General features: G+C 54.0%; 14 protein-coding genes. 2 read left to right on the forward strand and 12 right to left on the reverse strand.

What is annotated here, in order from left to right:
• Positions 1 to 147: 147 nt before the first annotated feature.
• Entirely contained in the window at positions 148 to 1,452 is a 1,305-nt protein-coding gene (gene gsk, locus OGY72_RS02035) for an inosine/guanosine kinase (protein WP_003831054.1), read from the forward strand.
• A 45-nt stretch (positions 1,453 to 1,497) separates the two neighbouring features.
• Here gsk and ybaL read toward each other — a convergent pair whose 3' ends face one another.
• Both ybaL and fsr read right to left on the reverse strand, forming a co-directional pair.
• Positions 1,498 to 3,177: a YbaL family putative K(+) efflux transporter gene (gene ybaL / locus OGY72_RS02040; RefSeq protein WP_003021783.1), complete on the reverse strand. Its 1,680-nt coding sequence runs from the start codon at positions 3,175 to 3,177 to the stop codon at positions 1,498 to 1,500.
• Between the two features lie 225 nt (positions 3,178 to 3,402).
• Positions 3,403 to 4,623, reverse strand: coding sequence for a fosmidomycin MFS transporter (gene fsr, locus OGY72_RS02045; RefSeq protein WP_003021788.1), 1,221 nt, complete (start codon positions 4,621 to 4,623; stop codon positions 3,403 to 3,405).
• A gap of 174 nt (positions 4,624 to 4,797) precedes the next feature.
• Between fsr and ushA the strand changes: the two genes are divergently transcribed.
• A complete protein-coding gene (gene ushA / locus OGY72_RS02050) occupies positions 4,798 to 6,450 on the forward strand; it encodes a bifunctional UDP-sugar hydrolase/5'-nucleotidase UshA (RefSeq protein WP_174785038.1) in 1,653 nt (550 codons plus the stop codon).
• 181 nt (positions 6,451 to 6,631) lie between these two features.
• Here the strand turns inward: ushA and ybaK are convergent, their stop codons facing one another.
• From ybaK to OGY72_RS02100, 10 genes are all read right to left on the reverse strand, one after another.
• Positions 6,632 to 7,111 carry a Cys-tRNA(Pro)/Cys-tRNA(Cys) deacylase YbaK gene (ybaK, locus tag OGY72_RS02055; protein WP_003831056.1) on the reverse strand — a complete coding sequence of 160 codons (480 nt, stop codon included), beginning with the start codon at positions 7,109 to 7,111 and terminating at the stop codon, positions 6,632 to 6,634.
• A gap of 200 nt (positions 7,112 to 7,311) precedes the next feature.
• Positions 7,312 to 8,106 carry a TraB/GumN family protein gene (locus OGY72_RS02060; RefSeq protein ID WP_284968875.1) on the reverse strand — a complete coding sequence of 265 codons (795 nt, stop codon included), beginning with the start codon at positions 8,104 to 8,106 and terminating at the stop codon, positions 7,312 to 7,314.
• A 153-nt stretch (positions 8,107 to 8,259) separates the two neighbouring features.
• Positions 8,260 to 10,761 carry a copper-exporting P-type ATPase CopA gene (gene copA / locus OGY72_RS02065; RefSeq protein ID WP_286546495.1) on the reverse strand — a complete coding sequence of 834 codons (2,502 nt, stop codon included), beginning with the start codon at positions 10,759 to 10,761 and terminating at the stop codon, positions 8,260 to 8,262.
• A gap of 147 nt (positions 10,762 to 10,908) precedes the next feature.
• Entirely contained in the window at positions 10,909 to 11,679 is a 771-nt protein-coding gene (locus tag OGY72_RS02070) for a heme ABC transporter ATP-binding protein (protein ID WP_286546497.1), read from the reverse strand.
• Positions 11,676 to 12,668, reverse strand: a complete 993-nt coding sequence (locus OGY72_RS02075; RefSeq protein ID WP_223116622.1) for a FecCD family ABC transporter permease — start codon at positions 12,666 to 12,668, stop codon at positions 11,676 to 11,678. Before OGY72_RS02075 ends, OGY72_RS02070 begins: the two co-directional genes overlap by 4 nt.
• 51 nt (positions 12,669 to 12,719) lie before the next feature.
• Positions 12,720 to 13,343, reverse strand: coding sequence for an anaerobilin reductase (chuY, locus tag OGY72_RS02080; protein WP_149281110.1), 624 nt, complete (start codon positions 13,341 to 13,343; stop codon positions 12,720 to 12,722).
• Complete coding sequence (hutX, locus tag OGY72_RS02085; RefSeq protein WP_079938344.1) at positions 13,343 to 13,837, reverse strand: heme utilization cystosolic carrier protein HutX; 495 nt, start codon at positions 13,835 to 13,837, stop codon at positions 13,343 to 13,345. Before hutX ends, chuY begins: the two co-directional genes overlap by 1 nt.
• A 12-nt stretch (positions 13,838 to 13,849) precedes the next feature.
• On the reverse strand, positions 13,850 to 15,187 hold the full coding sequence (hutW, locus tag OGY72_RS02090) for a heme anaerobic degradation radical SAM methyltransferase ChuW/HutW (RefSeq protein WP_003831065.1): 1,338 nt from the start codon (positions 15,185 to 15,187) through the stop codon (positions 13,850 to 13,852).
• A gap of 18 nt (positions 15,188 to 15,205) precedes the next feature.
• A complete protein-coding gene (locus OGY72_RS02095; protein ID WP_126318976.1) occupies positions 15,206 to 16,030 on the reverse strand; it encodes a heme/hemin ABC transporter substrate-binding protein in 825 nt (274 codons plus the stop codon).
• Between the two features lie 2 nt (positions 16,031 to 16,032).
• The gene (locus OGY72_RS02100) at positions 16,033 to 18,177 is read right to left on the reverse strand and encodes a TonB-dependent receptor plug domain-containing protein (protein ID WP_286546506.1); all 2,145 of its coding nucleotides are present in this window, start codon (positions 18,175 to 18,177) and stop codon (positions 16,033 to 16,035) included.
• Positions 18,178 to 18,241: the final 64 nt, after the last annotated feature.

Genomic DNA, 18,241 nt, shown 5'->3' on the forward strand with positions numbered 1-18,241 from the left:
GCTCCTTGTGAAGGTGAGTTATTGTAGAAATTAATCCCGTTTAAACTGCGATCTCACCGTCTGATATTGAAACTTAGCGCCGCATCGCATGCGTGGCAGGGAATGTGCTACCATGCATCGCTCAGTTAACCACCCGTAAAATCGACCATGAAATTTCCCGGTAAACGCAAATCCAAACACTATTTTCCCGTCAGCGCGCGCGATCCGTTGCTGCAACAAATTCAGCCAGAAAATGAAACCAGCGCAGCCTGGGTGGTGGGCATCGACCAGACGCTGGTGGATATTGAAGCCAAAGTGGATGATGACTTTGTAAAACGTTATGGATTAAGCGCCGGGCATTCTCTGGTGATTGCCGATGATGTTGCTGAAGCGCTCTACCAGGAACTGGTGCGTGAAAATTTGATCACCCATCAGTTTGCGGGCGGTACTATCGGTAACACGATGCACAACTACTCCGTGCTGGCGGATGACCGCTCGGTGCTGCTGGGCGTGATGTGCAGCAATATCGAGATTGGCAGCTATGCGTACCGCTATTTATGCAATACCTCCAGCCGTACCGACCTGAACTACCTGCAAGGCGTTAACGGACCGATTGGCCGCTGCTTTACGCTGATTGGCGAGTCAGGTGAGCGTACCTTCGCAATCAGCCCTGGGCATATGAATAAACTACGGGCGGAGAGCATCCCTGAATCGGTGATTGCTGGTGCATCCGCGCTGGTGCTGACGTCTTATCTGGTGCGCTGCGAGCCGGGTGAGCCGATGCCGGAAGCGACCATGAAGGCGATTGAATATGCCAAAAAACACAATGTGCCGGTGGTTCTGACCCTGGGCACCAAATTCGTCATTGCCGATAATCCGCAGTGGTGGCAGGCATTCCTCAAAGAGCATGTCTCTATTCTGGCGATGAATGAAGAAGAGGCCGAAGCGCTGACCGGCGAGAATGATCCGCTGCTGGCGTCTGATAAAGCGCTGGATTGGGTGGATCTGGTGCTGTGCACTGCGGGTCCGGCGGGGCTGTATATGGCGGGCTTTACGGAAGAAGAAGTCAAACGTAAAACCCAGCATCCGCTGCTGCCCGGTGCTATTGCCGAATTTAACCAGTACGAATTCAGCCGCGCCATGCGCCATAAAGACTGTACCAATCCGCTGCGCGTGTATTCGCACATCGCACCGTATATGGGCGGACCTGAAAAGATAATGAACACCAACGGCGCAGGTGATGGCGCGCTGGCGGCATTGCTGCATGATATTACCGCCAACAGCTATCACCGCAGCAACGTGCCTAACTCCAGCAAGCACAAGTTCACCTGGCTGACCTATTCGTCGTTAGCCCAGGTGTGTAAATATGCTAATCGCGTGAGTTATCAGGTGCTGAACCAGCATTCACCGCGCCTGACGCGCGGTTTGCCGGAACGTGAAGACAGTCTCGAAGAGTCGTACTGGGACCGTTAAATCTTGCATAGGCCGGATAAGCGATAGCGCTATCCGGCACGGACATTAACTGGCCGTAGCAACTTCACCTGCAGGCGGCGTTTCAATCAGCTCCAGCATGGTACGGGCGATTTCGCGCTCACCCATGACGACCTGGTTGGCGCCGCGTTCGGTAATATATTCCACCTCATCGTCATAATGCGCGCGGGCGATAATCTCAATCGACGGGCATTTCTCACGTGCAGAAGCGACAATTTCACCCGCTTCATAACCATTGGGAATGGTCAGCAGCAGCCAGCGCGCGCAATCCAGATGCGCCAGATTCATAATCTCTTCGTTGGCGGCATTTCCCAGCACCGCGCGGATCCCACGCTCGCGCAGTTCATCCACCCGGGTACGTGAGGTTTCAATCACCACCAGCGGGATCCCGGCAGCCATCAATTTCTCACCCAGCAGGCTACCGACGCGACCAAAGCCAACCAGCAGGGCGTGATTGCAGATATCTACCGGAATTTGCTTCTCTTCTTCGATAGCCTCTTCCAGCGTCTGCTCTTCCAGCGTTTCTGTTTTGGCGAGATATTTTTCTAACACCGCGAACAGCACCGGGTTGAGCATGATGGACAGGATTGCCCCCGCCAGTACCAGATTCTGTCCGGCCTGCGGCAGCAGGTTTAACGCCATTCCCAGACCCGCCAGGATAAAGGCAAATTCACCAATCTGCGCCAGGCTGGTGGCAATAGTGAGCGCCGTGCGTTGGGAGTGACCAAACAGGCGCACCAGGAAATAGGCGGCAAGGGATTTACCAAAGATGATAATCGCCAGCGTGCCCAGTACCGCCAACGGCTGCTGGATCAGAACTAACGGATCGAACAGCATCCCGACGGAGACGAAGAACAGCACGGCGAACGCATCGCGCAGCGGCAGAGTATCATGCGCCGCACGGTGGCTTAGTTCAGATTCATTCAGCACCATACCAGCGAAGAACGCGCCCAGCGCAAAGGAGACATCGAACAGCTCTACTGCGCCAAAGGCGATACCTAAGGCGAGGGCGAGGACTGAGAGGGTAAACAGTTCGCGTGAACCGGTTGCGGCGCTGCGGGCCATAATCCACGGTACCAGGCGACGACCCACCAGCATCATAATCGCGATAAACGCCACCACCTTACCGATGGTAATGCCCATATCGACGGCCAGCGAGGCGAAGCCGACATCTTCTTTTTCCAGCATCCCGGCGACGGCTGGCAGGAGAACCAGCGTCAGCACCATCATCAGATCTTCGACAATCAGCCAGCCAATGGCAATTTGCCCTCGCTGGCTGTCAATGAGCTGTCGTTCTTCAAGCGCGCGCAGTAGCACCACGGTACTGGCGGTTGAAAGACACAGACCAAAGACGATCCCCACCATCAGCGACCAGCCTAATACAGCTGAAAGCGCCATACCCAGCAGCGTTGCCACCGCTATCTGGGCAATCGCGCCGGGAATGGCAATAGACTTTACCGCCATCAAATCCTTCAACGAAAAGTGCAGCCCCACGCCGAACATCAGCAGAATAACGCCAAGCTCGGCCAGCTCAGGCGCGAGCTTAGTATCAGCAACAAAACCAGGTGTAAATGGACCGGCCAGAACGCCCGCTAACAGATATCCCACCAGAGGAGAAATACGTAGTTTATTGGCAATCATGCCTAATATAAAAGCGAGCACAAGGCCGCCGACAATGGTGGTGATAAGCGGGGTGGCGTGATGCATTCCGTCTCCTTTGGTTGCTGTGGTGATCCTGAAAACCCAAACTACGAGTAATAGTTTATGACAATTTTAATGTTTATGTTTATGAATAATTATTGAATTTTGAAGAAAACGGGATTTTACGCGCAAAAAAGCACGGATCGGAAAAGTACGGTGATATGTGAGAGGTAAAGGCTGATGGCTACTGCAAGTAATGACGGCCAAAATTTACTTTTGGCCGTCAGAAAATCAGGCTTTGTGTCGGTTATCAGGTAAGAATATGGTCAGTATCCCCAGAAGTGGCAGGAAAGCACATATTTTGTAGACCAAATCGATGCTGGTATGGTCGGCTATCAGCCCTAACACCGCGGCTCCCAAGCCGCCCATGCCGAAGGCAAAACCGAAAAATAGCCCAGAAACCATGCCGATACGCCCAGGAAGCAGTTCCTGTGCGTAGACCAAAATAGCAGAAAACGCCGATGCGAGGATAAAACCAATGATCACGGTTAAAATCCCGGTCCATTCCAGCGTTGCGTAGGGTAAAACGAGGGTAAATGGCGCAACGCCGAGGATAGACCCCCAAATAACATATTTTCTGCCAATTTTATCGCCCAATGGTCCGCCAATCACCGTCCCGGCCGCGACGGCAAACAGGAAGGCAAACAGGTGAAACTGGGCGTTTTGTACCGATAATCCGAATTTTTGCATCAGATAAAAGGTGTAATAGCTGCTGATGCTCGCCATATAGAAGTATTTGGAGAAAATCAGCACCAGCAGGATGCTTACCGCCAGCACAACTTTATTGCGCGGTAACGGATTTACGATGGCGACTTTCGGTTTTCCTTTACTCATCCGATGCTGCGCAGCGTACCAACGGCTGATTTGTGCCAGGACGACAATCGCTAATAACGCAGCCAGAACAAACCAGGCCACATTACCCTTACCATATGGCGCGATGATGACAGCTGCCAGCAAGGGTCCCAGAGAGCTGCCGAAGTTGCCGCCAACCTGGAAAATTGACTGTGCCAGGCCGTGACGACCGCCGGAGGCCATGCGTGCCACGCGGGACGATTCCGGATGAAATACCGAAGAGCCGGTGCCAACCAGCGCCGCGGCGAGCAGCACCATATGGAAGCTGCCGGCCATGGCTAGCAAAACAAGTCCGCTCAGCGTGAAGCACATCCCAATGGGCAGCGACCACGGCATCGGGTATTTGTCCGTCCAGTAACCCACCACCGGTTGCAGCAGCGAAGAAGCAAGCTGGAAGGTTAAGGTGATCATCCCGATCTGCATGAACGTTAGCGAGAACTCTGACTGCAATAGCGGATAAATCGCCAGGATCAGCGACTGAATCATATCGTTTAGCAAATGGGAGAGGCTGATCGCTCCTAAAATGCCAAATGAGGTGCGTGCTTTAGCAACCGACGCTGACGCGCCAGCCACAGGCTGGGTTGGTTCACTTATTGCCATAGAAAGTCACTTCTGTTTGGGTTGCGATTATGAGGGTAATCTATTTTGTTATTATTACCTGACTAACATACCTGCGGAAGGTGTTTGAAGGAAGTCTCATTTCTGAAAACATTTTCGACTATTATTTCATATCATTGTAATTTCAGTCGTTGATTTTGGCTCAGGGAGAGAAATATGAAGTTTTTAAAACGGGGCGTGGCGCTGGCGTTATTCGCCGCATTTACGCTGGCAGGTCAGCCTGCACAAGCGTACGAAAAAGATAAAACCTACAAAATTACCATTTTGCATACCAACGATCATCACGGTCACTTCTGGCGCAGCGAATACGGAGAATACGGACTGGCGGCACAAAAAACGCTGGTGGACGGTATTCGTAAAGAGGTGGCAGAGGAAGGGGGAAGCGTACTGCTGCTTTCCGGTGGCGATATTAATACCGGCGTACCGGAGTCCGATCTGCAGGATGCGGAACCTGATTTTCGTGGGATGAACCTGATTGGCTATGACGCGATGGCGGTCGGAAACCACGAGTTTGATAATCCCATGACCGTACTGCGCCAGCAGGAAAAATGGTCCAAATTCCCGTTTCTCTCGGCCAATATCTATCAGAAAAGCACCGGAGAGCGTTTATTTAAACCGTGGGCCATCTTTAAGCGCCAGGATTTAAAAATTGCCGTACTCGGTTTGACTACTGACGATACGGCGAAAATAGGCAACCCCGAGTTCTTTACCGATATTGAGTTCCGTAAACCTGCTGATGAAGCCAAACTGGTTATTCAGGAACTGAATATGGGTGAAAAGCCAGACATCATTATCGCAACCACCCATATGGGACATTATGACAACGGCAACCACGGCTCGAACGCCCCTGGCGATGTCGAAATGGCGCGTAGCCTGCCGGCGGGATCGTTGGCGATGATTGTCGGTGGTCACTCGCAGGACCCGGTGTGTATGGCTTCAGAGAACAAGAAGCAGGTTGATTACGTACCGGGTACGCCGTGTGCGCCAGACAAGCAAAATGGGATCTGGATTGTGCAGGCGCACGAGTGGGGGAAATATGTGGGCCGGGCTGACTTTGAGTTCCGTAACGGCGAAATGAAAATGGTTAACTACCAGCTCATCCCCGTCAACCTGAAGAAAAAAGTGACCTGGGACAACGGTAAAAGTGAGCGCGTACTCTACACCCCGGAAATAGCTGAAAATCAGCAAATGCTTTCGCTGCTGACGCCGTTCCAGAATAAAGGTAAAGCGCAGCTCGACGTGAAAATCGGTAGCGTCAATGCGCGCCTCGAAGGCGACCGAAGCAAAGTCCGTTTCGTGCAGACCAACATGGGACATTTACTGCTGGCTGCGCAAATGGCGCGAACCAGCGCTGATTTTGGCGTGATGAGCGGCGGCGGCATCCGTGATTCCATCGAAGGTGGCGATATCACTTATAAGAGCGTGCTGAAAGTACAGCCGTTCGGAAACATCGTGGTGTATGCAGACATGAGTGGGAAAGAAGTGATTGACTATCTGACCGCTGTAGCACAAATGAAGCCGGACTCCGGGGCCTATCCGCAGTTTGCTAATGTCAGCTTTGTGGCGAAAGATGGCAAGCTTAACGATTTGAAAATCAAAGGCGAACCCGTTGACTCAGCCAAAACCTATCGCATGGCAACGCTAAGCTTCAACGCGACCGGCGGCGATGGCTATCCGCGAATTGATAATAAGCCAGGCTATGTGAATACCGGGTTTATTGATGCGGAAGTGTTGAAAGAGTACGTGCAGAAGAACTCACCGCTGGATGCCAGTATGTATGAGCCGAAGGGTGAAGTTACCTGGCAGTAACAGGGCTATTTTGTTCGCCATTTTGAACGCGGGCAGTGCTCGGAATCCTCACGTACTACATGTACGCTCCGGTTCCTGCGCGCTGGCCGCGTCCAAACTGCCTTCACCAATAACGCCCTGTTGAGTATTCGGTTTGTAGGCCTTAAAGCTGCGCGCCATCAGGCAATCATTCTAAAATCGCTTAATCACGGCGTGCGATGTCGGCGAATTTCGCATCCAGAATTTTCGCCAGATCGCCTGCTGCCAGTTCGATATCCAGCCCGCGTTTGCCGCCGGAAACATAAATGGTGTCAAACGTCTGGGCAGGGGCGTCAATGAGCGTTGGCAATCTTTTTTTCTGTCCTAATGGGCTGATCCCTCCCACCAGATAACCGGTGGTTCGTTGCGCAACCATTGGATCGGCCATATCGACCTTTTTAGCCCCCAGCGCCTTAGCGACCTTTTTGAGATCCAATTGACCGGCTACAGGCGTGACCGCAACCGCCAGATGCTTCATGTCGCCATTCACGGCAACCAGCAGCGTTTTGTAGACCTGGTCCGCATTCAAACCTAACTTGCGCACCACTTCATCACCAAAGTTCGTCTCGGACGGATCGTGATCGTAGGTGTGGATCTGGAAAGAAATTTTGTTTTTTTCGAGTAATTTAACGGCGGGTGTCATAGCAATTTTCCTGGACCAGACAAAATACGACTCAAGCATACGCCTGATGTCTGTCTAAAAAATAGTACCATCTTGCGCAATAGTATTGGCAGGATGATGACTTTGAGCGACAATCGAACTACACCGATGCTTTAAGCATTGGGATCATAATAATGATGAAATTCCTCTTTGACGGGCCAATAGAAATATTGGCCATTTTTTTACCGTAACATTTCCGGCAAATTTCCTTCTCCGTACAGATGCAACGCGCCAACGGCCACGACGTAGTGACCAGCAGGCATCGCTCTGAGCCGATCGCGCCAGGCTGTGTTGCGTTGATGCATCAATACGTCATACAACGACTGGCTAAAGGTATTGGGAAGCGTCAGTTCGCTATTGTGTGGCGGTGTTTTAAGCCACCAACCCATCATCTGTTGCAACAATCTGGCATTGGTATGCCAGTGCGTCAGAGTATCGTCCAGCAGGGCCAGTCCGTTATCAGGCAACTGACATAACAGCTCGATTTGGCTGGATGCACCTTCCAGTTCGATGACGGGTTTATGCGCTTGCTTTGCCGCTTTCAGCAATTGGTAATCAATTCCGTATTCTGCCCGTAGCCCCAACTGCTGTGCCTGTGTCGCCTGTAATACCATGGCGATTTGCCACAACGGCTGAGTAGATAACAGGGAGGGGGAAATCCCCAGTTCGTTGGTGACTTTACGCAGGTTTTCTAACTGCTCCGGGCTGATTCGTTCTTCGAGTGCGGCAAATGTAGGAAGGTTAGCAAACGGCGCGTCGTCACCGGAAACATCCGCTTCGACAATCAGCGCATCGGCATGGTTGAGTTTTTTGAGTAATTTGGCAGGCAGAGGTGCCATATCGCGACTGCCCATGTGAATACTGCCAATCAGATGAAAATGGCGGTTGCCGGGCAATGAAATGTCGATGGCAGGCCAGGTATAGTGGTTGCCGCGTAGCGCGGTGAAAAATGTTTTTACCCGGTATAACAGATCCATACGACCTCCCTAAGTAGACTTTCATGCTAGCGCGTGGTCCAGGAAGGTGCAATGCGAGAATCGCCGGATGGCGACGCGAAATCGTCTTATCCGGCCCACAATGTTACCTGCACTTTGTAGGCCGGATAAGCGTAAGCGCCATGCGGTAGAGGGTTACTCTTTCGGTTTGAAGCGCAGCAGTCGGTTAGCGTTGCTCACCACAGTAATGGAGGAGAGCGCCATCGCCGCCCCGGCAACGACCGGATTCAGCAGCGTTCCGGTGAATGGCCACAGGATCCCAGCGGCAACGGGGATACCGATGCTGTTATAAATAAACGCGCCGACCAGGTTCTGCTTCATATTACGCAACGTTGCCCGGGAGATAGACAGTGCATCCGCCACGCCCATCAGGCTATGACGCATCAGCGTAATCGCGGCGGTTTCAATCGCCACATCGCTGCCGCCACCCATGGCAATCCCTACATCGGCCTGAGCCAGCGCAGGTGCATCGTTGATACCGTCACCCACCATGGCAACCTGACGCCCCTGGCTTTGCAGACGTTTAATCGCCTCGGCTTTACCGTCCGGCAGAACACCGGCAATCACCTCATCAATACCGGCTTCTTTGGCAATAGCGTTAGCCGTGGTCGGGTTGTCACCGGTAAGCATCACCAGACGATACCCGTTGCGGTGCAGGCGCTGAAGTGCTGCCACGCTGTCGCTACGCAGTGGATCACGCACCGCTAACAGCGCCGCCGCTTTACCATCAATCGCCAACAGGACCGGGGTTGAACCCTGGGATGCCTGAGCAGTGATTTCAGCTTCCATTTCAGTGGTATCTACCTGCTGTTCATTAAGCAGCGCCTGGTTGCCCAGCAGCAGCGTATGACCTTCCGTTTCACCACTGACGCCTAAACCGCGCAGCGTACGGAAACCATTGACCTGTGGCAGCGTAACATCACCGGCTTTGTCCAGTATCGCTCTGGCCAGCGGGTGGCTGGACCCCTGTTCAAGGGCTGCTGCCAGACGAATTGCCAGTGCTTCATCGGTGTTGCCAAACGTTTTGAAGGCGACAACCTGCGGTTTACCTTCAGTCAATGTCCCGGTTTTATCAAATACGACGGTATCAAGCGTACTGGCGCGCTGCAGTGCATCGGCATCACGTACCAGAACCCCAAACTCAGCGGCACGACCCACACCGGAAATAATCGACATTGGTGTTGCCAGGCCCAGCGCACAAGGGCAGGCAATAATCAGTACGGTAGTGGCAATCACCAGCGTATAAACAATTTGTGGTGCCGGCCCGAAGAAATACCAGATTGCTGCACTTACCAGCGCAATGACTACGACGACCGGAACGAACACTGAGGAGATACGGTCAGCCAGTTTGCCAATCTCCGGTTTACTGCTTTGCGCCTGGCGCACCATACGAATAATACGTGACAGCGTGGTGTGGCTGCCAACGGCGCTGGCGCGGAACAGCACGCTGCCGTCCTGTACGACCGTACCGGCGTGGACGCTATCGCCTTCGCCTTTTTGTTGCGGAATCGGCTCACCGGTCAGCATGGCTTCATCCAGCCAGGCTTCGCCCTGAGTGATTTCGCCATCAACCGGAACGCGATCGCCGGTGGTCAGGCGCAGCAACATTCCCGCCTGAACGTCTGCCAGCGGCACGTTCTTTTCACCTTCGTCGGTAACAACACGCGCGGTCGGCGGTGTCAGATCGAGTAATTTTTCCAGTGCTTTGGACGAGCGCTGACGAGCCCGTGCTTCCAGCATGTGCCCGAGGTTAATCAGACCGATAATCATCGCACTGGCTTCATAATAGAGGTGTCGTGCTTCCATCGGGAACCATTGCGGCCAGAGGTTGACGCTCATGGAATAAAGCCATGCCACCCCCGTACCCAGCGCCACCAGCGTATCCATGGTCGCGGTGCCGTTCATCAGGCTTTTCCACGCGTTGCGGTAAAAATGACCGCCCGCGAAAACCATCACGGCAAGCGTTGCCAGACCAATCGTCAGCCACAGGCTACGGTTGTCGGCAGTGACCATCATGTTTTCGCCAATCATTCCCCATACCATGACAGGGATACCCAACAGCAGCGCGACGGCCGCCTGCCAGCGAAAACGTTTCATGGTTGCCACGGCGGTTTCTTGCTGACGCTCGCGGCGCTTAACATCATCTTCAATGGCTTCTGCGCCGTAGCCCGCTTTTTCCACCGCTTTCACTAACTGGTCGGCGGACGCACTGCCCATTACCAGCGCAGTACGTTCCGCCAGGTTTACCCGTGCCTGCGTGACACCCGGTACGCTTTGCAGAGCATCTTGTACGCGGATAACACAGCTGGCGCAGCTCATGCCGTTTAACAGCAACTGTTGGCTGTCATCATCAGCCGTAGCTGCCGGAAGCTCGGAAGGGACCGCTGCCAGTGCTTCCGACGGGATTGATGACTCCGTCAGCGGTTTAGCCTTTGGGTGGCTTAACTCCGCGCCGTAACCGGCTTGTTTGATGGTTTCAATCAGCGCTTCAGCACTGGCGCTCCCGGTGATGTGCGCTTCAGTCACAGTGACATCCGCTTGCTCAACGTCCGGGCGTTGCTCCAGACTCTCTTTAACGCGTTTTACACAGTGACCACAGGACAAGCCGTCCAGGGTTAGATCGATTGTTTGAGACATAACCAACTCCTTTATTGCAGGATTAACTGACTGTGATAAAGGTTAAACCTTCCATCTAGGGGAAGGTCAAGGGAGTTTTTTGAAAAGGTGCAAAAAGGGCGAAAAGGAAGAAAAACGGGAACGTCAGAACAGGACGCTCCCGGTCAATTATTGATTGAGAACAATAAGCGGCGTTCGATGCTCCGGTTCATTCATCACCGTGAGATCGGCGCCGTACAAGGCATTTAGCGATGATTGCTGTAGAACATCCTGCGGACGACCGTTATCAACTATCCTGCCGCGTTCCATCAATACAACGCGGTCAGCATAGCGCGCCGCAAGGTTGAGATCGTGCAGGACGCAGCAGACGCTGAACTGTCGTTCACCTACCAGACGACGCAGCAGACGAAAAAGATGCTGTTGGTGGTGAATATCCAGGGCGGAGGTGGGTTCATCGAGAAACAACCATTTTGGCCTGGGTTCGGGCTCCCAAAGTTGCACTAGCAGGCGCGCCAGCTGTACCCGCTGTTGTTCTCCTCCCGACAGGTGCCGGTAATCGCACGCGGCCAGCGCCTGGCAGTCACACAACGTCATGATGTGCTCCGTTTCATCGCCCGTATTGCGCGTACGATACGGATGCCTGCCCATGCGGATGACCTCCTGCACGCTAAACGGGAAGGCCATATGACTGTTCTGGCGCATCACGGCGCGGGTTTTTGCCAGCTCGGTGATTGACCACTCGTTCAGCGGCTTGCCAAACAAGCTACAACGCCCGCTGTGGGGCTGCAGATAGCCCGTAAGCTGGCGAAGCAGCGTCGATTTTCCGGCCCCATTCGGACCAAGAATCGCGATGATTTCTCCATCAGGTAGCGTCAGAGAAACGTCATCGGTCAGTCGTCTGCCCTGAATGTGGTAGACCAGATTTTCAGCGACGATCATGACATCCTCCGGCTACGCAGTATTAACCACAGGAAATACGGTCCACCGATCAGGCTGGTTAACAGGCCAACGGGCATTTCGGCAGGCTGAACAAGTGTGCGGGCCAGCGTGTCGGCAATCAGCAGTAAACAGGCGCCGGCCAGCGTAGAGCAGGGAATCAACCAGCGATGATCGGCGCCGGTAGTCATTCTGATCAGATGCGGGATCACCAGGCCAATAAAGCCAATCACGCCGCTGACAGAAACGGCAGCACCGACAAGGAGCGAGCTGAGCAACAGTAGCTGCTGGCGCTTACGTTTGACGTTTACGCCGAGGTAATGCGCCTCTTCATCACCCAACTGCAGCAAATTAAGCGTTCCCGCCATACAGACGGTGACAGCAATGGCTGGAAGAATAAACGTGCTGGCAACCAGCAGCGTTGGCCACTGGGCCTGGCCGAGATTCCCCATCATCCACAGCGTAAGTTGACGTAGCTGTTGTTCGTCGCCCACATAGCTCAGCACGCCAATAGCCGAACCGCACAGGGCATTGATAGCGATACCGGCTAACAGCAGTTGCATCATTCCGCCGTGGTTATGACGCTGGCTTATCAGAAAAATAATCGTGCAGACCACCATGCTGCCCGCGACGGCAAAAATCATCTGCTCATACAACACTAGCACTACGGGGAATGAAAAGGGGATAACTATCGCGATGCCGACCATCAGCGCGGAGCCGCTGCTCACGCCAAGCAGGCCGGGATCGGCCATTGGATTGCGAAAAAGCCCCTGCATAATGACCCCTGCCGTAGCCAGCGCAGCACCGACCAAAACGGCCAGCAGCACGCGGGGCAGGCGAATGTTCAACCAGATATCACGGTATTCGTCGTTGAACAGGGCGCTGAAGCTAATGTTCAACGCCCCCTGGCTGGCACCGAACAGCATCAGAGCGACCAGCAAGAGAGAAAGGCCCGTCAGAATGCTGACGGAAGAAAGCGAGTCCTTAAGCACGCAACGCTCCATAACGTCTTTGCGGCGCGAAATTTCCGCGCCGCGAGGGGTTTACGCGGGTTTCAGTCCCGGCTCAACCAAACTGTAAATCTGGTTATTGAGTGCCGGCGCCGTGGCCAGTTCGTGAATGTGCCTGGCAACATCTGCGCGCATTACAAAGCCGTGACACTCCTCGGCCTGTATGCGTTGCGCCAGGCCTGTGGCTTCACCGTTCAGCAAACCGCCGGGGCGGAGAATGGCGTAGTCCAGTTGACTGGTTTGTAGCCAGCTTTCAGCCAATGATTTTTCCCGTACGGCCTGGCCAAATGCGGCCCTGGCGCGTGGGGACAAAAAGGGCCAACTGTCACCACAGCCCAGGGAGGTGACCAGAATCATGCGTTTGATCTCAGCTTTTTCTGCTTCATCAATGACGGTTCTGTGCGCCAGATAATCCTGGGCACCGCCCATGGAGGAGATCACCGTGGCGTGTTGCCCCGCTGCGCGACAGGCACAGGCGGTGACCTGGCTGTCGCAAGCATCGCCAATAAAGACCTGCACACCTTTTTCCTGCAGCCCGGCAGCGACCTGGGGATTGCGAACGACAGCAATCACCGGACGATGCTCCGCCAACGCGAGTTCCAGCGTTTTCGCGCCGACGCCGCGACCACCTGCACCAAAAATAAGCCATGGAGCCATCAGGCATGTTCCTTTAAAGATGAAGACAGCGCGTGAAAGGCGCTGACCTGTTCGGCCAGTAGCTGTCGATGCTCATCGCGACCGAGGAAAATTTTGAACATAGCGCTACCCGCCTGGTTGAAGAAGAGAATTGACGCGGTGTCCATTCCCATAAATTTGCGTTCAATCAGAGCAATATGCGTGCAGTTTTCTGCCTTGATATGCCCGGTCATGCCTTTTTTGCCGCGCAGGTTGAAGTAACCGTGGCGGTGGAATCCGGAAGGTAATTCACCGGTGAATTCCAGAATGACATCAGCAGTATGGACCAGGGTGGTGACTTTGCCCCATTCGCAGACGGTTTCCCAGACGGTATCAAATTGACTGCCGGAAACCAGCGTTGGGGAAGGGAGGTTTTTCACCACCTCCAGCAATGTAGTGTTGTACTGGGCTGCGATAGCTTCCAGCGTACCGTCCGGCTCAGTTTTCAAAAAATCCTGTAAAGAGACATGGCTCATTATTCACTCCTTTTATGGTTGCTCTACCGCAATGCGCGGCGCGTTAAGTGCCTGAATCAGTTCATCAAGAGACTGCAAAATATTGCTCGCCCAAAAACGCCCTTCATTGGTCAGGCGTACACAGGTGCTGGCATCTCGCGTCAGTCCTGCGTGATGCCATTGGGTCAGTAGCGGGGCCAGTTTTTGAGCATGAGGCGTCAGCTCATCCAGCGGGACGCGGGCCGTCTCAATACCGGCCTGGAGAGTGTGTCGCCACTGGAAACCACGCTCGGCGGTGCGCATTATCATCATTAGCGGTTTTTTTCCGGCGGCGATAGATTCATGCCATGTATTCAGGTTGCGCTCGACCATCCAGGAATAGCCATTGACTGACCCTCCTGCGCCAGAGCCGAATGCCAGACAGTCTGCACCCTGTTTAATCAGCAGGTTGTACAGATTGCGTTCCCGTGTGGTACGCGCCCAGTGGCTGTTGCTGATGCAGCGCCAGCCCGCGCTGTCCATGAAATCGCAGCCCTGAAGATAGAGATCGCGGCGTTCGGCGGGAGAGGGAACGGTTGTGCGCCCGGTTTCAACTGCTTTGCCAAGCGGTGTATTAGGGATCAGATTCAGCGCATAAAGATCTACGCCGTCGAGGCCAATGTCGCGGGCAATCGCCAGATCCTCGCCCCACAGTTTTGCGTCTTGTCCTGGCAGACCAAATAGCAGATCGCACACCACGGCGGCACGATCCCGTTTTACCAGTCCCTGCATAAAGGCCGTTGCGGTCGGGCCGTCCGAAGTACGCGCCATTTTCTTGCGGATCCGGCTGTTAAAAGACTGAATACCGATCGAAAATCGATTGGCGCCAGCGTCAAGGCAGGCATCGATTCGCGCATCGTCAAAATTGAGTACTCGCCCCTCAATGGTGATTTCGCAGTCCGGCGCCAGCGGTAGCTTGTCACGCAGCGCGGTGATGATTCTGGCCAGGTCCTGTGCAGACAACGCAGAAGGCGTACCGCCGCCAAAATAGACGGCGTGAATGGGGGCTGACTGGTGTAATGCGCTATCAGCTTCCATCTCTATTTCGCGCAACAGCGCGTTGGTGTAGCGGGCGCAGTTGTCTTCTTCAAAGCGGTTTTGATAAAAACCGCAGAAAGTACAATGTGTTGCACAAAACGGGATATGCAAGTACACCAGCCGTTTACGTGGCGGGGTTGGCTGGCTGATGACCTCCTGCCAGGTTTGTGACAAAAGCTCTTTGGCAACCGGGATCGCCCCACGCCAGGGCATCGTGGCGCGGCGATCCTTAAATGGCTGACTTCCCTCGAGCGCAAAATGCGCGGTGAGATCCAGCGAGTGTTCAGTTTTCATTCTTCTTAATAAATCCTGTTAGTGAGGCCAGAATTGCTGGTGTAGGGCTTCAACTGCATCGGCGACGCGAGGTCCCATCCCCAGAATCAGCGCCTGGTCTACCGCCACAATGCGCTGATTTTTCCAGGCCGCAGTGTGGGTAATACCGGCAATCGCGCTCAGGCGAGCCAGACCGCCATCGACCATTTGCGACGTCACCACGATCACCTCCGGGTTGGCGGCGATCAGTGACTCCGCGCTGTAGCTTTTATACTGCGCATGGGTGGCGACATTTTGTGCGCCTGCGAGGGTCATAATGGCATCGGCAACGCTGCCTTTTCCGGCGATCTGAGGTGCGCTGCCGCCAGCAGAGAGAATGAACATCGCTTTGACCGGCGCGTTTTTCGCCGCCACGCTGCGCTTAATACGCTCCAGACGTTGCTGCAGGCGATTGACTAACGCCTCACCTTGGTCAGGAATGTGCAGTGTTGTAGCCAGTTCTCGAATGTTGGCGTACATCTGTTCTACGGTGGCCGGTACGCGCGGCAACGTCACGACGTTAACCTTTTGCGCCCGCAACTGATCCAACACGATTTGGGGACCTGCATCCTGCCAGGTGATAAAGCTGTCCGGATGGAGCGACAAAATGCCCTCACTGCTTAACTGCTTCCAGTAGCCGATATGCGGGAGTGCGGCAGTTTCGGGCGGATATGAGGTGGTTTCATCAACGCCGACCACCCGGTTGCCGACGCCCATGGCGTATACCAGTTCGCTAAGCGAGCCGCCCGCCACCACCAGGCGGTCGGCGGACTGGGCACTGAAAACGCAGGCGAGGCTCAGTAAGCCAATCATGAGTTTTTTCATCGTCAGAAATTCCACGCAAAGCCAACGGCGGCATTGAAACCCGCGTCTGGAATAGATTCATGCGCGGTCCTGTAACGCTTGTCGGTCAGGTTGTTGAGCGCGAGGTTGACCTGATACTGGTCCTGTGGACCAAACTCGGTGTTGAATGCGAGGTTAAGTGTGGCCCAGCCAGGGTAGTTGATTTCCGTGGAGCCGGTATTATCTTTAGCGCTGGACGCCGCGCGGATAAAGGCATCGGACGTCACGTTAGCGACATTCATCAACCAGGTATGTTTCAGGCCGACGCGCCCGGTCAGCGTGGGCTCACCGGTATCCCAGGTTTTTAGGGTATTGCCTTCGTACTGACGGCGAATGAGATTACCGCTCAGGTAAGGTGAAACCGCCCAGCCGTTGTATTCTGCGGTGAGTTCCATGCCCCAGGTTTTGGCCCGATCGATGTTTTCGTAGTAGTAATAGCCACCCCGTGAAGAGGTGGTATTACCGCTGCAAACGGGTTGGCCTGAACAGGCCAGGCTGGCGATATAGTCTTTGGCTTCGGAGTAATAAATGGCACCGTCAATCAGCCACATATTCCCTTTATACCGTGCGCCCAGCTCATAGTTATTCGAGTGTTCCGCCTTCAGGTTTGGGTTGCCGTAGGTCACGCTTCCGCCTGCGGACGTCTGCATAAACAACTGAGTCAGCGTGGGGAAAACATAGCCCTGGGCATACGCTGCCCGGAGTTCAAGATCTTTAAAACCGGAATAACGCAGGCTGGTTGAGGTCACTAGTTCATCATCGTGTACTGAATTTCCTCCGGTGGATTGCCAGGTACTGCCGCTGCTTTGCAGGGTTTGCGTATCGTTGCGATTGAGCTTCGAAGACAGCCAGTACTGGCGTGCGCCTACGGTCCAGGTCCAGTCATCGGCAAAGCGCCAGTCGTTTTGCGCGAATAATGAGGTGTTGCTTTGCTCCGCTTCGTTGTATGACAGGGTGCGGGTTTGCGTATCGAAGAAGCCGGTAGCCGCGGTCTGGCGTGTACTGCCGTCCGTGTCCTGTTTGATTTTGTCATGCTGATATTGAGTGCCAATCACCAGCTCGTTGTTCGCGGGAAGGGAGAAATTGCCCTGCAGCGTTACCCCCTGGGTATACTGTTTGTCGTTGGTATTGGTTTGATTGTTTATCGTCAGCGCTTTAATCGCCGGGCTGGGGATTACTTGGGTGGTTTTGACCCGGTTTTCAAATTTGCGCTCTATTGTCTGGCTGTATGCGTCAACATGGATTTTCTTCAGGTAATCCCCGTCAGCCGCATAGTCGTAGAAAAGACCGATTTTCTCTCGTTCCAGCTTAGGTATTTTGACGCTAAAGTCGTCGAACTGGCCCTCTGGATCGTCAAACCAGGTTTGAGTAGACAGTTTGTAACGATCGAGCGAGAGTCCGATTTTATGGCGATCGAAGTTGTAGCCCAGCCACACGCCCTGGCCGTTATTACGGAAGTTGGTGTCAGGCAATCTTCCGTCAGGCGTATCGCGGTCCCCCTGGTCGGAGTAGCTGCCATTGATGCGGTAGTCAAAGTTTCCGATGCTGCCCCAGGCTGCCGCTGATTCTTCCCATCCTGCCGTTGCGGAGTTATAAACGGCCTTAACGCTGCCGCCGAGAGGCTTATCGCCACCTTTTTTCGTAATAAAATTCACGACGCCGCCAATCGCCTGCGAACCGTAGAGGACAGAGTAGGGGCCTTTGACCACTTCAATACGCTCCAGCGCGGATTCGTCAATCAGCAAACCGGCCCCGTAGTTTTGCCCGGCACGTTGGTAGCTGACGACCTGGCCGTCGATCAAAATCAGCACCCGCGAAGAGGCTTCGCCACGGATACGAATTTGTTTCCGGCCAGCGAGGGCGTTATCGGTGACTTCGACGCCGGGAATATCTTGTAAATCATCAGCAATAGAAACGCTGGTGGAGTTTTGCAGCGTCTGGCGATCGATAACCTGAATAGTTGCCGGGCTATCCCAGAGACTACTTTCAGAGCGGTTAGCCGTGACGATCACCGTATCATCATCGGGCGTTGAAGCGTGTGTTGTAGAGGTAGCTGCAGAAGCAGCGCCGGACATGCATAATGTCAGGGCTGAAAGAATAAATGGCCTTTGGTTAATCCGTGGCAACATAAGAGAACCTTTATTTAATGTAAATGATCATCATTATCATTCGCATTTGTATATAAAAATGTTT

The sequence above is a fragment of the Citrobacter sp. Cpo221 genome, from assembly GCF_030332345.1.
Classification (GTDB): domain Bacteria; phylum Pseudomonadota; class Gammaproteobacteria; order Enterobacterales; family Enterobacteriaceae; genus Citrobacter; species Citrobacter portucalensis.

Coding starts and splice junctions, on each gene's coding strand:
- ushA (WP_174785038.1), top strand. CDS start 4,798: ATGAAGTTTTTAAAACGGGGCGTGGCGCTGGCGTTATTCGCCGCATTT.
- hutW (WP_003831065.1), bottom strand. CDS start 15,187: ATGAAAACTGAACACTCGCTGGATCTCACCGCGCATTTTGCGCTCGAG.
- OGY72_RS02070 (WP_286546497.1), bottom strand. CDS start 11,679: ATGATCGTCGCTGAAAATCTGGTCTACCACATTCAGGGCAGACGACTG.
- OGY72_RS02060 (WP_284968875.1), bottom strand. CDS start 8,106: ATGGATCTGTTATACCGGGTAAAAACATTTTTCACCGCGCTACGCGGC.
- ybaK (WP_003831056.1), bottom strand. CDS start 7,111: ATGACACCCGCCGTTAAATTACTCGAAAAAAACAAAATTTCTTTCCAG.
- hutX (WP_079938344.1), bottom strand. CDS start 13,837: ATGAGCCATGTCTCTTTACAGGATTTTTTGAAAACTGAGCCGGACGGT.
- gsk (WP_003831054.1), top strand. CDS start 148: ATGAAATTTCCCGGTAAACGCAAATCCAAACACTATTTTCCCGTCAGC.
- ybaL (WP_003021783.1), bottom strand. CDS start 3,177: ATGCATCACGCCACCCCGCTTATCACCACCATTGTCGGCGGCCTTGTG.
- OGY72_RS02100 (WP_286546506.1), bottom strand. CDS start 18,177: ATGTTGCCACGGATTAACCAAAGGCCATTTATTCTTTCAGCCCTGACA.
- OGY72_RS02095 (WP_126318976.1), bottom strand. CDS start 16,030: ATGAAAAAACTCATGATTGGCTTACTGAGCCTCGCCTGCGTTTTCAGT.
- copA (WP_286546495.1), bottom strand. CDS start 10,761: ATGTCTCAAACAATCGATCTAACCCTGGACGGCTTGTCCTGTGGTCAC.
- chuY (WP_149281110.1), bottom strand. CDS start 13,343: ATGGCTCCATGGCTTATTTTTGGTGCAGGTGGTCGCGGCGTCGGCGCG.
- fsr (WP_003021788.1), bottom strand. CDS start 4,623: ATGGCAATAAGTGAACCAACCCAGCCTGTGGCTGGCGCGTCAGCGTCG.